The following is an 18,235-nucleotide window of genomic DNA, read 5'->3' as shown; positions in this document are numbered from 1 at the left end:
TAAACTGCTTACGCTTCTTTTTTAATGAATAGGAATAACTGTTTCACGCTTAATTAATTTGTGAGGAATAACGAGACGGACACCATTCGTCAATTCTTCATGGATTAATTCATATAATTTTTTCATCGCCATTCGACCTAATTCTGACGTGTCGATGTCAATGCTTGTTAGATAAGGATGTGTCAATGTTGAAAAGATTGAGTTGTTAAAACTAATAATGGATAATGTTTCAGGAACTTGATAACCATAGATTTGCGCAAGTTGCATCGTCCGCAAAGCAAAGATATCATCAATCACCACCAACGCCGTGGCATTATTTTGATGAAGAATGTCATCAAAAGCCATGTAATCTTCAGGTTTTTCTAACGCAACGCTTGGTAAAACAGTTAATCCTTGCATCATCATTGCTTTTTGATAACCAAAGTAACGTTCAAAGTACAAACTTTCATGCGTTGTATTGGTCACAAATAAAATATTTTTATGGCCGTTTTCAATTAAAAATTCCGTCGCTTGTTTCCCTAATAATTGATTATCATTATCCACGTAAACTATTTCCGTTTCATGTTGGTAAGGTTGACCAATTAAAGTAAAGGGAATGTTGTTTTCGTATAAGTAATCAATGACGGGGTCCTTACTATCTGAATACACAAGAATAAAACCGTCCACTTGTTTTTGAAGATGCATTCTTTTAACGTTTTCCAATAGTACATCAAAACTTTTGGCAGTTGCAATAGCAGTAGTCATATCATAAAGACGGGCTTCCTCATTGATGGCTTCCATAATTTCTAAATAAAATGGATTCCCTAACCGTTCTTTCGAATCTAAAGGAGGTAAAATTACGCCAATGGCACTTGAAATTCGTTTACCCAAATTCCGTGCCGTCATATTTGGCACATAGCCTAAGTCATCCATGACTTTTCGCACTTTCTTTTTTGTCGATTCAGAAATACTTGGATGATCGTTAATGACACGCGAAACGGTTGAGGTTGCAACCCCCGCTTTCTTAGCGACATCTTTTACTGTAATTGCCATTTTTGCCACGCCTTTCTTAGTGATTATAGAAGGTTAAATTGATAAACCGTTTGGTAGGTTTGCTTTTTATTAGCTGGTAATAAAATAGAGCCCCACTGAGGATGATGAACAATGTCTGGATACTCTTGTGGTTCAATTGCTAAGCCATAGTTTGAATGCATCGCTTGTCCATTAATAGAAAATGGAGCCTCAAAACCAGTCGTAGAAAATAATACCATACTTTGGTTCGTTGTTGCTATCGTCATTTTTCTTCCAGAAGTAGGTTCTTGTAAGCATAATTGTGGCTGTCTTAAGTCAGAGCCAACTAAGGGGAAAACATCATCTAACCCGGTTGGATAGCGTTGGAGGATTGTTTCGATAGGTGTCAGTTCATTAAAACGTATGGATAGTTCAGAAGCTGGTAAAATCCGTCCAGTAGGCAGCTTATTATCGTCTAATTCTAACATACCTTGACAGTTCAAAGATAGCAAATGTGACAGAATGTCTAACTTTCCATCGCCAGATAAATTAAAGTAGGCGTGGTTTGTAGGATTAAAAAGTGTTTCCTGTTTACTCCGTCCAGTACTGATCATTCGTAAATGATTATCCTCTAGCTGATAAGTGATGGTGGCCTCAATTGGTCCAGGATAGCCAGAAATGGTGTCGGTTAAATGAAAAGCAACGCCAATGATATCCTTTTTTTCAAAGGGCTCGACTGTCCAATATTGAAAAGACCACCCCTTTGAGCCACCATGGATATGATGACCGTCGCTATTTTGTTCTAATATTCCATTTTGCCAATGGCCATTACGAATACGTCCAGCAACTGGTCCAACAGTGGCGCCAAAAAAGCTTTGATCCTTTAATACATCTTGATACGAATCATACGATAAAAGGATATTTTCCCAATGATTATTTTTGTTTGGCATCAAAAGTTGATGGAGGCGCGCGCCATAATTGAGAAGAACGACTTCTAAAAAGTCGTTCTTCAAAGTAATTTTCTTTAAGTTTGTGTTTGGAATATCGGTTACGGTGATACGATTATCCTTCATGATCAAGCCACACTTTTTTTAAGTAATCAAACGTTAAAGCGCTCGTCTCTGGCACGATGGGCAACCCTTTGCCTAACTCTTCTTTGCGGCCAACGCCAACAGGCTGCGCTCCACTAGCAAGAATCGCTTGAATCCCAGCTTTGGCATCTTCAATGCCAAGACATTCTGCTGGTGTCAAATCAATTTCTTTCGCAGCTAAAATGAAAATATCTGGAGCGGGTTTGCCTGCCTGAACGTCTGCTGGATTAGCAATGGCATCAAAAAGGGGCGTCAATTGCATTTTTTCTAAAAGGAAAGGCCCATTTTTACTTGCAGAAGCCAAGGCGATTTTAATATTGGCTTCACGTAATTCCGTTAATAAAGAAAGAATTCCTGGATAGACATCTTCAGGCGTAATTGCTTGGATCATTTCCAAGTAATAATCGTTTTTCCGTTGCGCTAACTGGGCAAATTCTTCAGAAGAAAACGTGCCTTCTTTTTTTCCGTATTTTAACAGTAACTGCAGAGAATCTTCACGGCTTACACCTTTCAATTGTTCGTTGAAAACACGGTCAATGGAAATTCCAATTTCGTTCCCTAATTTTTTCCAAGCGTGGTAATGAAATTCTGCTGTATCAGTAATAACGCCATCTAAATCAAACAAAACGCCTTTAAACATGAACTTCTTCCTTTCTGATCGGTAAAACTAATCGATCTTTTAATGTGTATTTTTGATCGTAAACAGTTAATGGAATTGCAGGGCCGTCGAGTAAAGTGAAGGCCACTTGGTCTGCTGCAACTTCAACAAATAGTAAACGATTCCGATAATTAATGTGGAATGAGTAGGCTGTCCATGTCGCTGGTAAAAAGGGTGCAAATTTTAGTTGTTGATGGTCCGTTTTCATTTGGGCAAAACCTTGAACAATCGCTAGCCAACTACCAGTCATTGAGGTAATGTGTAAGCCATCTTCTGTATCATTATTGTAATTATCTAAGTCAAGGCGCGCTGTTCGTTGATACATTTCCACTGCTTTTTCTTCCATGCCTAATTCAGCAGCTAACACAGCATGAATGCTTGGTGAAAGAGAAGATTCATGGACAGTCATTGGTTCGTAAAAGTTAAAGTTCCGGCGTTTTTCTTCTAAAGAAAAGGCATCATTGAAGAAATAAATTCCTTGAAGAACATCGGCTTGTTTAATGAAACAAGACCGTAAAATTTTATCCCATGACCAATGTTGATTTAAAGGCAGCTCACTAAGTGGTAAATCAGAAACAGGCATTAAATCTTTATCTAAGAAAGTGTCATGTTGTACAAAAATGCCTAATTCATTATCCACTGGGAAGTACATATTCTCTACAATGTCTGCCCATTTAGCTAATTCGTCGTCTGCAATTTTGAGCGTTGTTTCTTCTTGGAATTTTAAATAAGACTCACGTGTGTAACGTAGAACCCACGCAGCGATGGTATTGGTATACCAGTTATTGTTGATATTATTTTCATATTCATTTGGCCCCGTTACGCCATGAATCATATATTGTTTATGACGTTGGGAGAAGTGGACCCGATCTGCCCAAAAACGAGCGATTGCCACAAGCACTTCTAGACCAGCATCTTTTAGATAGTCTTCGTCTCCTGTATAGTTGACATAATTATAAATCGCATAAGCAATCGCACCATTTCTGTGAATCTCTTCAAAAGTGATTTCCCATTCGTTATGACATTCCACACCAGTAAAAGTAACCATTGGGTAAAGCGCACCCTTTAACCCTTGTTGTTGGGCATTATGAATGGCTTGAGGCAATTGATTGTGGCGATATTTCAGTAGATTTTTAGTAACTTCGGGCTTAGCCAACGCCAAGTAAAGTGGGACAGCATATGCTTCAGTATCCCAATATGTGGCACCGCCATATTTTTCACCAGTAAAGCCTTTTGGTCCGATATTTAAACGATCGTCTTCACCATAGTAGGTTGAGAAAAGTTGGAAAAGATTAAAACGGATGCCTTGTTGGGCTTCGTCATCTCCTTCAATAACAACATCAGCTAATTGCCAACGTTTTGCCCAAGCGGCAGCTTGCCCAGCTTTTGCTTCAGGGTACAAGGTAGTCATTTCTGCAAATAATTCGTTTACTCGTGTGATTTGTTGCGTTTCTGGCACATCACGGCTGGTAACGACAAGCACTTCTTTTGTGATGGCGGTCGTATCACCTTCTTTTAAGGACACTGTCAATTCTGCGGTTAAAGCCAAGGGCTGTTGTGTATATGTAGGCACAACAGCGGCTCCATCGATGAAATGGCGCATGCCTGCAGTCACTGTAAAACGCTCTATTTCAAAATTGTTAGGAATGGTCTTAGTCGTAACAAAGCCAAGTGTTTCTTGTGTTTCAATAGCTCTTTCTTCCCAAAAATGTTCTTCATAATTGCTGTCTTCATTTTGAACATCGCCATCCAATTTTGAGTGAAGAGTGATTGTGCCTGTACCTTCCAGCATTTCAATTGTTAAGTGGATGTAAGCTGCTTCTTTTTTTTCTAAGCTTAAAAAACGTTCAAAAGAGAAGCGCACTTTGTTCTTCGGTGTTTGGATGGTGAATTGCCGAGAAAGGACCCCATTTTGCATGTCTAATTCTAAAGAAAAATCTTCGTAAGGTGTAGTGGCTAAATCAATTGTTTGTCCATCAATTTGTAAGTCCATTGCGATGAAATTAATTGCGTTAATCACTTTACCAAAATATTCAGGATAACCATTTTTCCACCAACCAACACGTGTTTTGTCTGGATACCAAACACCGGCTAAATAGGTTCCTTGATGGTGGTCGCCAGAATAGTGTTCTTCAAAATTTCCCCGCATCCCCATATAGCCATTGCCAATGCTCGTTAATGATTCTTGTAAACGTAAATTTTCTTTATCTAAGTGTGTAGTACGGATTTTCCAAGGATCAATTTGGAATAAACGTTTGATTTGTTTCATGAGAATCCCCCTCAGTGATTTTATTGATAGGTCTATCATAAACGCAACCGATTGCATTAGTCAATAGTCAATGCTTAAAAAGTGTAATCTTATGAATAAAAGCTGAAACAAAGGTAGGTTAGAAGGAGCTTTATTTGCTTTATTAAAAGACAAAATAAAAAAGGATTAAGTAGTAGGGAGTTGTTTTCCGCAATATTTTTGAAATTAAAGCATTTACAAAAAGGAAACAGGAGTATATAATGGCAACATAACGAAACCGATTGCGTAAGGAGTGGCAGGAATGAAAAAAATGTTTAGTTTTGAGTTTTGGCAAAAATTCGGGAAAGCTTTAATGGTCGTTGTGGCAGTAATGCCCGCAGCGGGTTTAATGATTAGTATTGGGAAATCGCTTCCTTTAATCGATCCTAATTTAGGCTTGTTAGTAACAACAGGCGGAGTTCTAGAGAGTATCGGTTGGGCAATTATTGGCAACTTACATTTACTATTTGCGTTAGCAATAGGTGGCAGTTGGGCCAAAGATCGTGCAGGTGGAGCATTTGCAGCGGGGATTTCTTTTGTTTTAATCAACCGTATTACTGGAGCCATTTTTGGTGTAACAAATGAAATGTTGGCTGATGAACAAGCTTTCACGCATACCTTGTTTGGGACCAAGATTATGGTGAAGGGATTCTTTACAAGTGTCTTAGAAGCCCCGGCATTAAATATGGGTGTCTTTGTAGGGATTATTGCTGGTTTTGTCGGTGCGATGGCTTACAACAAGTATTACAATTATCGGAAATTACCAGATGCGCTATCATTTTTTAATGGTAAACGGTTTGTCCCATTTGTCGTTATTTTGTGGTCAACAATTGTCTCAATTGCATTAGCACTTATTTGGCCAAATATTCAAGCGGGAATTAATAATTTTGGGTTATGGATTGCGCAATCTCAAGATAGTGCACCTATTTTAGCGCCATTCTTATATGGAACGTTGGAACGTTTGTTATTACCTTTTGGGTTACATCATATGTTGACGATTCCAATCAACTATACACAATTAGGTGGAACGTATGAAATTTTATCTGGCGCACAAGCTGGAACCCAAGTCTTTGGTCAAGATCCTTTATGGTTGGCTTGGGCAACAGACTTAGTGAATCTTAAAGGCGCTGGTGATATGAGCAAGTATCAGTTTGTCTTAGAAAATTGGACACCAGCTCGATTCAAAGTAGGCCAAATGATTGGTTCTTCAGGGATTTTAATGGGGATGGCTTTGGCGATGTATCGTAATGTTGATGCAGATAAAAAAGCTAAATATAAATCAATGTATTTTTCTGCTGCTTTAGCTGTTTTCTTAACTGGTGTGACAGAGCCGCTAGAATTCATGTTTATGTTTGCTGCAGTGCCGCTTTATGTGATTTATGCCGTGATCCAAGGTGCTGCTTTTGCAATGGCTGATATTTTACCATTGCGTGTGCATTCGTTTGGAAATATTGAATTGTTAACAAGAACACCGCTAGCAATAAAAGCTGGTTTAGGTGGCGATTTAATCAATTTTGTTTTAATGGTCATCATTTTTGGTGCTGTCACTTATTTCTTAGCCAATTTCTTAATTAAAAAATTTAATTACGCAACACCTGGAAGAAATGGAAACTACGACAATGATAACGGCGAAGAAATCGCATCTGGCGCGGCTGGTTCAGGTGTCGTCGATCAGCAAATCGCGCAAATTGTCTACTTACTTGGTGGTAAACAAAATATCAAAGAAGTTGATGCGTGTATGACACGCTTACGTGTCAGTGTAAAGGATCGAGAAAAAGTCGGTTCGGAAGAGGCGTGGAAACGGGCAGGCGCAATGGGCTTGATTGTGAAAGATAATGGCGTTCAAGCCGTTTATGGACCAAAAGCCGATGTTTTAAAATCCGATATTGAAGATTTACTAGCTTCCGGCGTTGACATTCCAGAACCAGTTATAGCAGAAAGTACAGCAGGAGTGCCAACAACGAATTTCTTAGGTAAGAAAAAAGATTTCGTGGCTGTAGCGACAGGGGAAGTTATTCCAATGGCGCAAGTCAATGATCCTGTCTTTTCACAAAAAATGATGGGGGATGGATTTGCAGTTAAGCCTCTAGAAGGAGAGGTGGTGGCACCAATTTCGGGGAAAGTCCTAAGTGTTTTCCCAAGCAAACATGCGATTGGGCTACAAACAGAAGAAGGTATTGAAGTACTTGTCCATATGGGAATTGATACAGTTGAAATGGCAACACCTGCTTTTGAATCTTTTGTTAAAGAAGGACAATCATTGAAAGCTGGGACGAAACTAGCTAAAATGAATTTGGATGTGATTGAACAAGCTGGCAAAGAAACAACGATTATTGTCGCCTTTACAAACAGCGACAAAGTGGAACAAGTAGTTATTAATCAACTAGGAACCACCACTGCGGGAACTGTGATCGGACAGATTGAAATTTAAATGATTAGGTCGGGCACAATCAATAATTGTGCCCGACCTAATAACATGTAAGAGAAGGGGAAAAGATGAATCTTTTAACAATCAATACTCATAGCTGGTTAGAAGAAGAACCATTAAAAAAATTAGAGGAGATTGCCAAGGTGATTTTATCTTCTGAAAGTGAAATAATTGCCTTACAAGAAGTGAATCAGAAAGTCGCTTCCAAGAAAGTGCCGTTAGAACAGTTAACTACTTTTTGTCCCATAGCGACCCAAACGCCAATCCATGAAGATAATTTTGCATATCTAATCGTTCAATATCTAGCTGAAAAAGGCCAACACTATTATTGGAGTTGGGAAATGAGCCACATTGGTTATGCTATTTATGAAGAAGGGAACGCACTACTTTCGAAATGTCCGTTGACTAGTGAAGCTCTCCTTATTTCAGAAAGCCAAGAACCAACGAATTATCGAACAAGAAAAATCTTAGTAGCGGAGACAGAGAGTTCAAAAGGTACGCTTACTGTTGTCTCTGGTCACTTTTCTTGGTGGGAAACACCCTGTACAGGTTTTGCCTATGAATGGCTACAACTAGAGAAATACTTAGCGATGGGGCAACAACCGTTAGTCATTTTAGGCGATTTAAACAACCCAGCTGGTACAACTGGCTATCAATTATTGGAAAATAGTTACTTGCCGATTCAAGATGCATTTGTTGTAGCGGAAGAGACAAGCGGTGAAGCGACAGTAGAGAAAAAAATAGATGGCTGGGAAGAAAATGAAGCAGCCTTGCGGATTGACTACGCATTTGTTCCAAAACAGTGGCACGTACGAAAATATGAAGTAATTTTTGATGGTAGGAAAACACCGATAGTCAGTGATCATTTTGGCTTACTCATTCAACTAAAATAAGAAAAAGCGCTGAATTTTCAGCGCTTTTTCTTATTTATTCGCTCATGTAATTATTCTTCTCAGTCTTGTTTGGCTAATTCTTGATCCCGAAGGATGGTGGCCTCAATCCCTTTGATGACTGTTGAAATAAACGCATTGTTTTCTAATTCGACAATCCCAGCAACCGTGGTTCCGCCAGGAGAACTGACTTGGTCGATTAAAGTCCAAGGATTCTCTGTGCTATTTGCCAAAGTTTGAGCGCTGCCTAGTACAGCTTGTGTGGCAATTTCTAAGGCTAACTCTTTGTTCATACCATTTTTAACGGCTGCTCGGGCAATCGAATCAATAAATAAGAAAGCATACGCAGGAGTGCTACCTGCAATAGCAGTAAAAATCGAAAAATACTGTTCCTCTAATTCCCAGGCTTGGCCAACTGCTCGAAACAACGATAATACAGTCTGGATGTCTTCGGGGGATGCAAAAGCGTTGCCACAAACAGCTGCTGCACCTGCGCCAATCAATGCATTCATATTTGGCATCACACGAACAAGACGAAGCGGTTGGGTAGTCTCAAACAGTTGATGCAATTCTGCAATAGTCGTACCTGCTGCAATGGAAACAATTAACGGTTGCTTGTCTAAAATTGCTTCTTTTGCTTCAAGTAAAGCTGCTTGAACGAATTGCGGTTTCACCGCTAAAATAACTAAGTCAGCTACTGTAATAGCTTCTTGAGGCGAAGCAACCGCGTGTGCACCAATTTCTTGTGCAAAAGCGGCGGTTTTTTCGACTTGAATATCATAAAAATAAAGGTTTTCTGCGGCAATAAATTGCTTTTTTAGCGCACCTTTGGCAATAGCGGATGCCATATTTCCAGCACCGATAAAACTAATTTTCATAAAAAATTCCTCCTAAAAACTGTTGAATCTCTTTTTTCGTGTTACCATGTATCTAGTATAGAAGGAAACGCCAAAGAAAAAAATAGAGGGAGTAAAGTAAAAAGTGTTGGATTATGAGGTGATTAATTGGCAAGCAAAGAAGAGCAATATGCAGCATTTTATCAGTTTTTAGAGACCTTAGATTGTTATTTAACCACTACCAATGCTCTTGGGAATGAAGTAGCGCAATTTAAGGAAAATCCACATCGAGAAATTGCGGGCTTTATGCTGGCATCTTCGGAAACCATTGACGTTCCGAAAGGATTTATTCGGATGCTGTATTGTTTAGAGCAAGACGGCTATGCTTATTTGGATCAACAAAGGTGTTCGTTTTCGGCTGGCCAAGTCATGATTGTCAATGAGGCCACCTCTGTTAGCTATCAGGGGCAAGGAATGTCTATGATTATATTTTATTTTAAAAAGCACTATTTTCTTGATACGCTCTTAAATCAGCTGGCGGAAGAGCCAGTCATGTATCGTTTTTTTACAGAAATTGCTAGCAGTGAATTTGAAAACATTCCTCGATATTTCGTTTTTGCCAGCCAGCCAAATTCGGATGTTCACGTCTATTCGCTATTATTACTGAAACAAATTGTGAAAATGGCCTATTTTAATAATAAAGTGACCAAAGCGGCCTTTATTTTGCTGATGGTGGAACTAGGTCAACTGCCTAGAGAAGCTTTAAAGATGCAAGATAATTATTTGTCGAATCATCAACGTGTTGAGGTGATTTTAGCGTATATTGAACAACAGATTGCACATGTCACTTTAGCAGAAGTCGCCGCTAAATTTCATTTTCATCCGAATTACTTATCGAATTTTTTAAAAGAAAAAACAAACAAAACGTTTACGGAAATTGTCTTAGCCTACCGAATCCAATTGGCGAAAAACTACTTGAAGCAAACAGATTTATCGATTCAAACGATTGTTGAACGAATCGGCTATCAAGACAAAGCCTTTTTTTATAAACGTTTTAAAGAAGAAATGGGCATGACCCCAAAACAATATCGACAGAAAGAAGGAATGGCAGATGTACGAAGAAATCTTTGAAGAATTTCAGTTAACTGTAGTAGAATTACCAATCGAATTCGTTGATGATTTGCCTGTCTATCGCGGACACTTAAAAGAATTAACGTTTCTTTCAGCGGAAGCCTCTTCACGAAAAAAACTTTACCAACAGCTTTTACAGGCTTATTTGTTGTATAGAGAAGAGAATCAAGCAGTTGTTGAAGAGGAAGAAATAACTTCCTCGTTATTGTCTACAGAGCAGTTATTAAAATACTATGATGGTGAAACGTTCGATGGGTTTCAGTTGCCATCAAATGAATAAGAAAGCAGGAGAACAGATGGATACAATGGCAAAAATTAATCAATTTCGAGATGAAAGAAATTGGCGCCCCCACCATAATGAAAAAGATTTGGCGCTCTCAATTTGTTTAGAAGCAGCAGAATTGTTAGAACTTTTTCAATGGAAAACAGCAGAAGAAGGCATCAAACAAGAAGAACGAATCAAAGAAGAATTGGCTGATGTTCTCATTTACTCCTACATGATGGCTGATAATTTAGGGTTTGATTTGGACGAAATTATCGAAGAAAAGTTGAAGAAAAATGCGGTGAAATATCCAGTGCCACACTAAGAAGCTTGTATTTTGATTACACGCCCCAAAGTTTAGAAAAATATCAGTTTGGGGCGTATCAAAATTGATGCTTTTTTAGTTTCAACTAGTTGTATTTTATTTGATTTAATCTATTGTCTCGAATAAGTAGATGAATCCTATCTGCGAAGTGGGTGTCGTTTATATTCCTAGTCTTAGCCAACGTTTATTATTTACCCTTGCAATAGCCAGCGCGATGATTGTTAGAACTATAATATACAAGATAATCAATAAATTGTGGTCAAAACTAATTGAGTTTTCTGAGCCTTCTAAAAAATTCTGGACGTTTAGATATAATTCGTTTGAAGCATCAAATATTGCAAAAAAACGTAAAAATCCACCAACTGCAACAAAAAGTACTGTTGTAATCCAATAGAGTATGCTAAAACCGATAGATAAAAGAACGTTAGCAGATAAAAAACTGATCAACGCAACAATTAAAATATACTGAATTGAAATCATCGATAATAAAAAAAACATTTGTAGAATTACAGAAAAATCCATAAAAATAAAGGAAACGATAAATAACAGAACTAGAATACTGCCTAGGGTCTCTACCGTAAGTGTCAAAACTTTTCTTATATAAAAAGTAAGGCTATTGGTATTCATCATACGATAAAATAAAATTGTTTTTCCTGAGTACTCTTTATTAATAAAGAAAGAGACTAGAAACGAAAACATTAGAAAGCCAAATTGTGTAAATACAGTATATGTACTAAATAAGTATTCTCGGTAACTTAACCTAGTTACTTTATCGATGCCAATAGGTAGAATCCATCCCATTGCAAAGATTGCAACGATAATTGCAATTAAAATAATCATTATTTTGTTGGAAATCGTTTTTTTTAATTCCAAAATTTCACCCCTCAATATACTTCTGAATAACTTCAGTTTGATTAGTAAAACGAATCATTTTGAAATCTTCAATTAAGTAATAGTTGCCTTTTAAATTTTTTAAATCTGATAAATTGTGTGTGATGTTTAGAATAATTTTTTTAGGATGATTTTTTATATATGCAAGTAGAAATAGATAGATTTCATTAATTGTCTGTTTATCTAAGGCGTTGGTAATTTCATCTAATACAATAATTGATTTATCTTCCAGAAAAAAAGAAAGTAATTTTAGTTTTTGTTTTTGTCCATCACTTAATTGTCCAATTAAGGAAGTTTTAGAAATATTTATAGCGTGCAAAGAATGAGCCAAGTGTGCGACTGAATCTAAACCAAATCTTTTCTCTAGAAGAATAAATAATTCGCAGACTTTTAAATCGTTAGGGACATTAGAAAAGCTTGAAATAATCGTAACATTTTTACTTATTTCAGAAGGGATTAAACCACTTCGGTTTAACAATAAATCCTTAGCAAATTGTGATTTCCCTACACCGTTTTTCCCTAAGATATGATTAATCACCCCTTTTCTAAATGAAACTTTTGTATGTTCTAAAAGTAATTTATTATTTATTTTCAATGTGTAATCATTTAGTTCTAACAACTTAGTCACCTCACACAAACCAACTAATGACTGTTTCAATGACCAATAACAAACTAATTGCTTGTATTAGCTTTACAATCAAGTGATTTTTTCTTTTATTTTCTAATTCATCTACACTGAATAACGTGATTAAAACTTTATAACCATCAGAGTTTAACACAGGAACTAGATTCCATATAAACGCATATGAAAAAAATGAATGAACTGTCGAGTATTTTATTTTTCAAAAATAAGAGATTGATGACCTGAATAAAGTTAATGGTTAGATGATTTCATTTTGGTTGCCTTTTAGTAAATTAAAGATTATAAAATTCTAATTTTAAGAAGGTATACTAATCGTATCAACTGTTTTGGTAAATGTAAAGGAGATTTTTAGAAAATAACAAGAGAAAGATCACGGGAATATTCAAATAAAATAGAAATGTATGAATAGAAACTTTTTCATTGACTTTCACATGGTGTCAAGGTTTATGATAAGAATATCAATTGAATGAAAAGGAGACTCTATGTATCAAATTGGGCAATTTGCCAAGTTAATGGATATTTCCCCACGGATGCTGCGTCATTATGAAAAAGCAGGAATTTTTGTTCCAAATGAAATTGATAAAAAAACAGGATATCGCTATTATAGCGCACATCAAATTCCTTTATTGAAACAAATTTTACTGTTAAGAGATTCAGGGTTTAAAGTTGAAGAGATGGCGGAAACTTTGAGAAAACTTAAGGATGCTTCTTTTTTGGAAACTATTTTGTTAAGAAAACGAGATCAATCGCGACATTTAATTCAAATGGAGGAGCAAAAGATTAAAAAAATTAATCAACAGTTAGTAGCTTTGAAGGAGGAAAAACAAATGATTAAAGGGACAGAAATCGATTTTATTGTTAGTGATAGCCTTAAGGCGCTTGCCTTATATAAAAAGGTGTTTGAAATAGAGGTAGTGGAAGCAACCGAATACCCTATCGGAATGAATGAAGCGGTTTTTCAACTTTATGGCACGAGGTTTCACATGTTAGATGCCAATGAAGAATATGGTTTAAAATCACCAACCCAAGAACATCCCAATACTATCTGGTTTAATATAACAGTAGAAAATATTGAAGAGACACATCAACTGGCAATGGAAAACGGTTGTCAAGAAGTACAGCCTATTACTGAAATGATGGAAGGAGCGCTCAAAAATTCATTGTTTATTGATCCGTATGGGTACATGTGGATGCTCCACCAAATCTATCAAGAGTTGAGTTTTGATGAGCGGATTGAGATTTTAGAAAACGAGCTGTAAAAATCAATATTCTTGTGTTTGTTTAACTAGTTATCTGAAAAGAACGTAACGTTTGTCAACTAAGCGTTACGTTCTTTTTTATGCGTGCTAACAGAAATTAGTTAAAAAGATAGAAATTTGAACGTCTCCTGAATACTATGATATGCGTTTTGCTTATGGAAATGTGTCTATTGCTAAATTTCTAGCAAGTTCACGTTCTGACAGGCAACTAAAAAAGACCAGTATGTATGCGAATCGTCATGATTGGTGGGTTACAAGCAACGAGGGTTCTTCTGATGATGGCTCCGGTGACAGTTTCGGAGGTGGGAGTTTTGGCGGAGGTGGAGGTACTTCAAGTTGGTAGAAAGTTAAACTAGTTTAGGATGAACTTGGGATAACAAAAGCGCCTCTTAGAAACCAAGGTTTCTAAGAGGCGCTTTTGTTATCGTTACGTCACAGGAGGGATTCGAACCCCCGACCGTCCGCTTAGAAGGCGGATGCTCTATCCTGCTGAGCTACTATGACAATAGTTGTAACACAACAAAGCTAATTATAATGGAAGTAGTGTTAGAAAGTCAATCGGAAATTTAAATAACAGAAGAAGTTTTTTTGGAGAGAGAAAGTGAAGAAAATAGAGAGTTTATATTGACGAGGTTTTCTGGTTCTGTTATTATAGTTAGTGTTGTAATTGTGGTCTCCACAGCTACAACCGCACAGAACAAGTTTTTAAGCATGAGTAATCATCACTTGGGATGGCGAGTCTAAGTCTAGAAGAAGGAGGTGCTGTATAGCATGTACGCAATTATCAAAACTGGTGGTAAACAAGTGAAAGTTGAAGTAGGTCAAGCAATCTACGTTGAAAAATTAAACGTTGAGGCTGGCGAGAAAGTTGTTTTTGACGAAGTTATCTTAGTAGGTGGCGAATCTACAAAAGTTGGTGCGCCAACTGTTGCAGGCGCAACTGTTGAAGGAACTGTTGAAAAACACGGCAAACAAAAGAAAGTCGTGACTTTCCAATACAAACCTAAAAAACACTCTCACCGTAAACAAGGTCACCGTCAACCGTATACAAAAGTTATGATCGAAGCAATCAACGCTTAATCTCTCTTGTTGACAGGAAAGAAGGCCTATCAATGATTAAAGGTTCTTTTAAACGAACAGGCTCCGGCCGAATCGTTTCATTTGAATTAACCGGGCATGCTGAAGCAGGTCCTTATGGCAGCGATGTGGTTTGCGCGGCAGTTTCTGCCTTAGCAATTAGCACAGTCAATGGGATTGATGCCTTAGCAGGTTTTGAACCGATTGTCGAAGTTGAAGATGTAGAAGGTGGCTACCTTTATGTCGAGATGTTAACAACTGTCAATCAGGAACAAAAAAATATTGCCCAAATTCTATTAGAAAATCTTTTATTAGGTTTACAATCAATAGAGAACGAAAATACTGAATTTATTCAAATAAAAACAATCACTGAGAAATAGGAGGTGCAGACTATGTTATTGACTATGAATTTACAATTATTTGCCCATAAAAAAGGTGGCGGTTCTACATCAAACGGCCGTGACTCTGAATCTAAACGATTAGGCGCTAAAAGTGCTGATGGCCAAACAGTTACAGGTGGTTCAATTTTATACCGTCAACGCGGAACTAAAATTTATCCAGGTGTGAACGTTGGAATCGGTGGTGACGATACGTTATTTGCAAAAGTTGACGGTGTGGTACGTTTCGAACGTAAAGGCCGCGACAAAAAACAAGTATCAGTTTATCCAGTAGCTAACTAATACGATTAAAAAGCTGAATCTCCGGATTCAGCTTTTTTTGTCTTGCATAAAGGGTTAGCCGGAAAATAAAGAAACATCTCAAAATAAAAAAAATCTCACATTGGGTTTAACTGCTTGTCTGACAAGGTTAATTGATGATATATTTAATGTAATAACAAGCATGTTATAAAATAATTGAGTCAAAAGAAAGAAGGGTATTATGCAGAAGAATTTTAGTGTAGTAAAGAAGTACGTGAATTTGATTTTGGATATTGTATTAGGGATTTTAGGAGTTTTCTTATTAGTATTTATGGCTAGTTATTTAGTTGACCTCGCTACATATCTCATGAAGCCAATGACGCCGGATAATTTTTCAGTTATCATGCAAGAAATTATTTCATTCTTTATGTTATTTGAGTTTATTATGATGATTCTTCGCTATATTCAAGAAGGACACCATATTCCGATTCGTTATTTGATTTTAATTTGTTTAACCGCAATTTTACGTCAATTAATGGTTGCACATGGCGATGGCTTGCAGACTTTATTGTTATCTTTATCAATTCTTTTACTAGTGGTTGTACTATTTATTCTCGGGTTAAATGGCAGCAAATTTTATACGCTAGGAAAAGCGAAAGTAGAAGAAGATCACGAGCAAGATTTTCATCATTAATCGAACATAATCAAAGACCGTCCAACGTGAGAATTTTTCTCTAACGTGGGGCGGTCTTTTTAATGCATAGTTAAATAGTTAACTCAATCAGTTCAATTGTTGGTAAGACACCAAAGCGTGCGCTGATTTTAGTGGTTCCGATTCCTGGGTGAACAATTAGCGGCGTTTCATCTTCTAAATGATAAAGCCCATGTGTATATTTTTTAGCAAGCTGATTTTTGTAAGTGAAAAAAGGCAAGCGAATCTGTCCGCCGTGACTATGTCCTGCTAAAATGAGGTCAATGTTTTTGTTGACTGCTGAGTCTGCGACATCTGGCTCATGGGTTAGTAGCAGAGTGGGCGTTCCAGTAGGGCGGTTGACTAAAGCTGCAGCTAAGTCGGTTTGTCCATATAACGAATCTTCTAAACCAGCGACGTACAAGGAGATGCGGTGTGAGACAGGCAGTAATTTGCCCGTGTTTTTTAGTACGGTAAAGTCGGCAGCTTCTAAGATTGTTTCGTAAAAATTGGTATCTAACCCGCTATACTCGTGGTTGCCATAAATAGCGAATTTGCCATATGGGGCGTTAATTTTACGGAAAAGTTGACTCACTTCATCCTGAATTTCGATACCGAACCGGGCATAATCATCAAATAAGTCTCCTGTAAAAACGACTATGTCTGGTTGTAATGTATTTGTTTTTTCAACAATCTGTTTTAAGGCCTTCACAGAATAATTCTTTTTTAAATGAATATCAGAGAGTTGAACAATCCGTAAGGTTTTCCCTGATTCTGTTACTTTAATTTGATTTTTGTGTATGACTAAGCAGTTAGGTTCAATAAAAAAACTATAGCTTAAAATGCCGATAATAATGAAAAATAGTGCCAGAAATAAATAAACGTTCATAATTTCCTCCTTGAAGTCGCTAAAGTAGTTTACTACAAAAGTGTTAAGCAAAAAATAAGGAAAGGTAAAATTTTCAGTAAACTTTCTCGATGAAGTTTTTTGGTGATTCATGCTTTTCTGAAGTAAATTTGCTATAATGAAAAATGAGAAAAAAGAAAGAAGGTCGAACCAATGATGGCAAGAGTCGAAAAGCTACGGGAGTTAATGAAAGAAAATAATTTACAAGGATTTTTAGTGACAAGTCCGTATAATTTACGTTATTTAACCAATTTTACTGGGACAACAGGCTTGGCAATGATTACATTAGATAAAGCTTTTTTTGTAACGGATTTTCGTTATACGGAACAAGCTGCGGAACAAGCAACTGGTTTTACCATCGTTAAAAACACAGGACATATTTTTGACGAAGTAGCAGATTTAGCTGAACGTTTGCAATTAGATAATTTAGCTTTTGAAGAAACGCAAGTTAGTTTCGCTGATTATAGCTTATTGGAAGAAATTTTACCATGTGAATTAGTTCCTGTAATGGGTTTGATTGAAGAATTAAGAGAAGTGAAAGATGAAGAAGAAGTAGCGATTATTGAAAAAGCGTGTGCCATCGCGGATCAAGGATTTGCCTTTGTCTTAGAGATGATTAAACCTGGAATGACAGAGATTGAAGTGGCTAATCAATTAGATTTCTTCATGCGTTCAAAAGGAGCCAGTGGTGTTTCTTTTGAGACAATTGTGGCCAGTGGTCTACGTTCAGCGATGCCACATGGCGTTGCTAGCCATAAAGTCATCGAAAAAGGTGAGTTAATCACTTTGGATTTCGGCTGTTATTATGAAGGCTATGTTTCTGATATGACACGGACATTTGCCATTGGTAGTATTCAGCCAAAACTAAAAGAAATTTATGACATTGTTTTAGAAGCACAATTAAAAGTGTTAGCAGAAGCTAAACCTGGGTTGACGGGCATTCAATTAGATGCGATTGCACGGGATCATATTGCTTCCTATGGCTATGGTGATGCGTTTGGCCACAGTACTGGTCATGGCATTGGGTTAGAGATTCATGAAGGACCAAATGTTTCATTCCGAGCAGATAAACAGTTTGTACCAGGGAATGTGATTACGGACGAACCTGGAATTTATTTGCCAGGAATTGGTGGCGTGCGTATTGAGGACGATTTATTGATTACTGCTGAAGGTAATCGTGTATTAACACATGCGCCAAAAGAATTAATCATTTTATAAAGGTTGGGAGAAC

The 18,235-nt window shown here is 37.1% G+C and carries 19 protein-coding genes, 1 tRNA gene, 1 pseudogene and 1 other annotated feature; of the genes and pseudogenes, 12 read left to right on the top strand and 9 right to left on the bottom strand.

Features of this window, described 5'->3' with window-relative positions; all coding sequences use genetic code 11:
* Window positions 1–21 precede the first annotated feature (21 nt).
* From bopD to AB3I72_RS08910, 4 genes are read right to left on the bottom strand one after another with little or no spacing between them, the layout of a single operon-like run.
* Window positions 22–1,032 carry a LacI family transcriptional regulator BopD gene (bopD, locus tag AB3I72_RS08925; RefSeq protein ID WP_002358859.1) on the bottom strand — a complete coding sequence of 337 codons (1,011 nt, stop codon included), beginning with the start codon at window positions 1,030–1,032 and terminating at the stop codon, window positions 22–24.
* 23 nt (window positions 1,033–1,055) lie between these two features.
* On the bottom strand, window positions 1,056–2,063 hold the full coding sequence (locus tag AB3I72_RS08920) for an aldose epimerase family protein (protein WP_002378115.1): 1,008 nt from the start codon (window positions 2,061–2,063) through the stop codon (window positions 1,056–1,058).
* Window positions 2,053–2,721: a beta-phosphoglucomutase gene (pgmB, locus tag AB3I72_RS08915; protein WP_202564530.1), complete on the bottom strand. Its 669-nt coding sequence runs from the start codon at window positions 2,719–2,721 to the stop codon at window positions 2,053–2,055. The genes AB3I72_RS08920 and pgmB overlap by 11 nt, the downstream gene beginning before the upstream one ends.
* Window positions 2,714–5,008, bottom strand: coding sequence for a glycoside hydrolase family 65 protein (locus tag AB3I72_RS08910; RefSeq protein ID WP_192444950.1), 2,295 nt, complete (start codon window positions 5,006–5,008; stop codon window positions 2,714–2,716). The genes pgmB and AB3I72_RS08910 overlap by 8 nt, the downstream gene beginning before the upstream one ends.
* A 280-nt stretch (window positions 5,009–5,288) precedes the next feature.
* Between AB3I72_RS08910 and AB3I72_RS08905 the strand changes: the two genes are divergently transcribed.
* Both AB3I72_RS08905 and mapP read left to right on the top strand, forming a co-directional pair.
* Window positions 5,289–7,457 (top strand): PTS transporter subunit IIBC, encoded by a 2,169-nt coding sequence (locus AB3I72_RS08905; RefSeq protein WP_010819290.1) that lies wholly within the window; start codon window positions 5,289–5,291, stop codon window positions 7,455–7,457.
* A gap of 65 nt (window positions 7,458–7,522) precedes the next feature.
* Window positions 7,523–8,347 carry a maltose 6'-phosphate phosphatase gene (gene mapP / locus AB3I72_RS08900; RefSeq protein WP_023895392.1) on the top strand — a complete coding sequence of 275 codons (825 nt, stop codon included), beginning with the start codon at window positions 7,523–7,525 and terminating at the stop codon, window positions 8,345–8,347.
* 59 nt (window positions 8,348–8,406) lie between these two features.
* Here mapP and proC read toward each other — a convergent pair whose 3' ends face one another.
* The gene (gene proC, locus AB3I72_RS08895; RefSeq protein ID WP_002358864.1) at window positions 8,407–9,222 is read right to left on the bottom strand and encodes a pyrroline-5-carboxylate reductase; all 816 of its coding nucleotides are present in this window, start codon (window positions 9,220–9,222) and stop codon (window positions 8,407–8,409) included.
* A 126-nt stretch (window positions 9,223–9,348) separates the two neighbouring features.
* On the opposite strand from proC, the gene AB3I72_RS08890 reads away from it, so the two are divergent.
* The 3 genes from AB3I72_RS08890 to AB3I72_RS08880 are packed head-to-tail and all read left to right on the top strand — an operon-like array spanning window position 9,349 to window position 10,898.
* Window positions 9,349–10,311 (top strand): AraC family transcriptional regulator, encoded by a 963-nt coding sequence (locus AB3I72_RS08890; RefSeq protein ID WP_061100746.1) that lies wholly within the window; start codon window positions 9,349–9,351, stop codon window positions 10,309–10,311.
* A complete protein-coding gene (locus AB3I72_RS08885) occupies window positions 10,292–10,591 on the top strand; it encodes a hypothetical protein (RefSeq protein WP_002395680.1) in 300 nt (99 codons plus the stop codon). Before AB3I72_RS08890 ends, AB3I72_RS08885 begins: the two co-directional genes overlap by 20 nt.
* Window positions 10,584–10,898: a nucleotide pyrophosphohydrolase gene (locus tag AB3I72_RS08880; RefSeq protein WP_002363321.1), complete on the top strand. Its 315-nt coding sequence runs from the start codon at window positions 10,584–10,586 to the stop codon at window positions 10,896–10,898. The genes AB3I72_RS08885 and AB3I72_RS08880 overlap by 8 nt, the downstream gene beginning before the upstream one ends.
* A gap of 159 nt (window positions 10,899–11,057) precedes the next feature.
* Here the strand turns inward: AB3I72_RS08880 and AB3I72_RS08875 are convergent, their stop codons facing one another.
* Both AB3I72_RS08875 and AB3I72_RS08870 read right to left on the bottom strand, forming a co-directional pair.
* Entirely contained in the window at window positions 11,058–11,738 is a 681-nt protein-coding gene (locus tag AB3I72_RS08875) for a peptide ABC transporter permease (RefSeq protein WP_164980838.1), read from the bottom strand.
* A 37-nt stretch (window positions 11,739–11,775) separates the two neighbouring features.
* Entirely contained in the window at window positions 11,776–12,417 is a 642-nt protein-coding gene (locus AB3I72_RS08870; protein WP_368023841.1) for an ABC transporter ATP-binding protein, read from the bottom strand.
* A 497-nt stretch (window positions 12,418–12,914) separates the two neighbouring features.
* Here AB3I72_RS08870 and AB3I72_RS08865 point away from each other — a divergent pair.
* A pseudogene (locus AB3I72_RS08865) lies at window positions 12,915–13,112 on the top strand (MerR family transcriptional regulator); the annotation flags it as partial.
* 147 nt (window positions 13,113–13,259) lie between these two features.
* Entirely contained in the window at window positions 13,260–13,691 is a 432-nt protein-coding gene (locus tag AB3I72_RS08860) for a VOC family protein (protein ID WP_002370677.1), read from the top strand.
* Between the two features lie 430 nt (window positions 13,692–14,121).
* On the opposite strand, the gene AB3I72_RS08855 is transcribed toward AB3I72_RS08860, so the two are convergent.
* Window positions 14,122–14,195: transfer RNA gene (locus tag AB3I72_RS08855), tRNA-Arg, on the bottom strand.
* A 172-nt stretch (window positions 14,196–14,367) separates the two neighbouring features.
* Window positions 14,368–14,443 (top strand) — a sequence feature (ribosomal protein L21 leader region).
* A gap of 19 nt (window positions 14,444–14,462) precedes the next feature.
* On the opposite strand from AB3I72_RS08855, the gene rplU reads away from it, so the two are divergent.
* From rplU to psiE, 4 genes are all read left to right on the top strand, one after another.
* Window positions 14,463–14,771 carry a 50S ribosomal protein L21 gene (gene rplU, locus AB3I72_RS08850; protein WP_002355866.1) on the top strand — a complete coding sequence of 103 codons (309 nt, stop codon included), beginning with the start codon at window positions 14,463–14,465 and terminating at the stop codon, window positions 14,769–14,771.
* 32 nt (window positions 14,772–14,803) lie between these two features.
* Window positions 14,804–15,148, top strand: a complete 345-nt coding sequence (locus tag AB3I72_RS08845; protein WP_002358874.1) for a ribosomal-processing cysteine protease Prp — start codon at window positions 14,804–14,806, stop codon at window positions 15,146–15,148.
* A gap of 12 nt (window positions 15,149–15,160) precedes the next feature.
* The gene (rpmA, locus tag AB3I72_RS08840; protein WP_002355868.1) at window positions 15,161–15,448 is read left to right on the top strand and encodes a 50S ribosomal protein L27; all 288 of its coding nucleotides are present in this window, start codon (window positions 15,161–15,163) and stop codon (window positions 15,446–15,448) included.
* 199 nt (window positions 15,449–15,647) lie between these two features.
* Entirely contained in the window at window positions 15,648–16,100 is a 453-nt protein-coding gene (gene psiE, locus AB3I72_RS08835; RefSeq protein WP_002355869.1) for a phosphate-starvation-inducible protein PsiE, read from the top strand.
* A gap of 70 nt (window positions 16,101–16,170) precedes the next feature.
* On the opposite strand, the gene AB3I72_RS08830 is transcribed toward psiE, so the two are convergent.
* Window positions 16,171–16,986 (bottom strand): metallophosphoesterase, encoded by an 816-nt coding sequence (locus AB3I72_RS08830; RefSeq protein ID WP_002355870.1) that lies wholly within the window; start codon window positions 16,984–16,986, stop codon window positions 16,171–16,173.
* Window positions 16,987–17,157: 171 nt separating this feature from the next.
* Between AB3I72_RS08830 and AB3I72_RS08825 the strand changes: the two genes are divergently transcribed.
* Window positions 17,158–18,222: a Xaa-Pro peptidase family protein gene (locus tag AB3I72_RS08825; protein WP_002391500.1), complete on the top strand. Its 1,065-nt coding sequence runs from the start codon at window positions 17,158–17,160 to the stop codon at window positions 18,220–18,222.
* Window positions 18,223–18,235 lie beyond the last annotated feature (13 nt).

The organism is Enterococcus sp. GC34 (genome assembly GCF_040886645.1).
In the GTDB taxonomy this organism is placed as follows: domain Bacteria; phylum Bacillota; class Bacilli; order Lactobacillales; family Enterococcaceae; genus Enterococcus; species Enterococcus faecalis.
The sequence above is the reverse complement of the archived record's forward strand: the minus strand, read 5'-3'. Positions and strand labels throughout refer to the sequence as shown.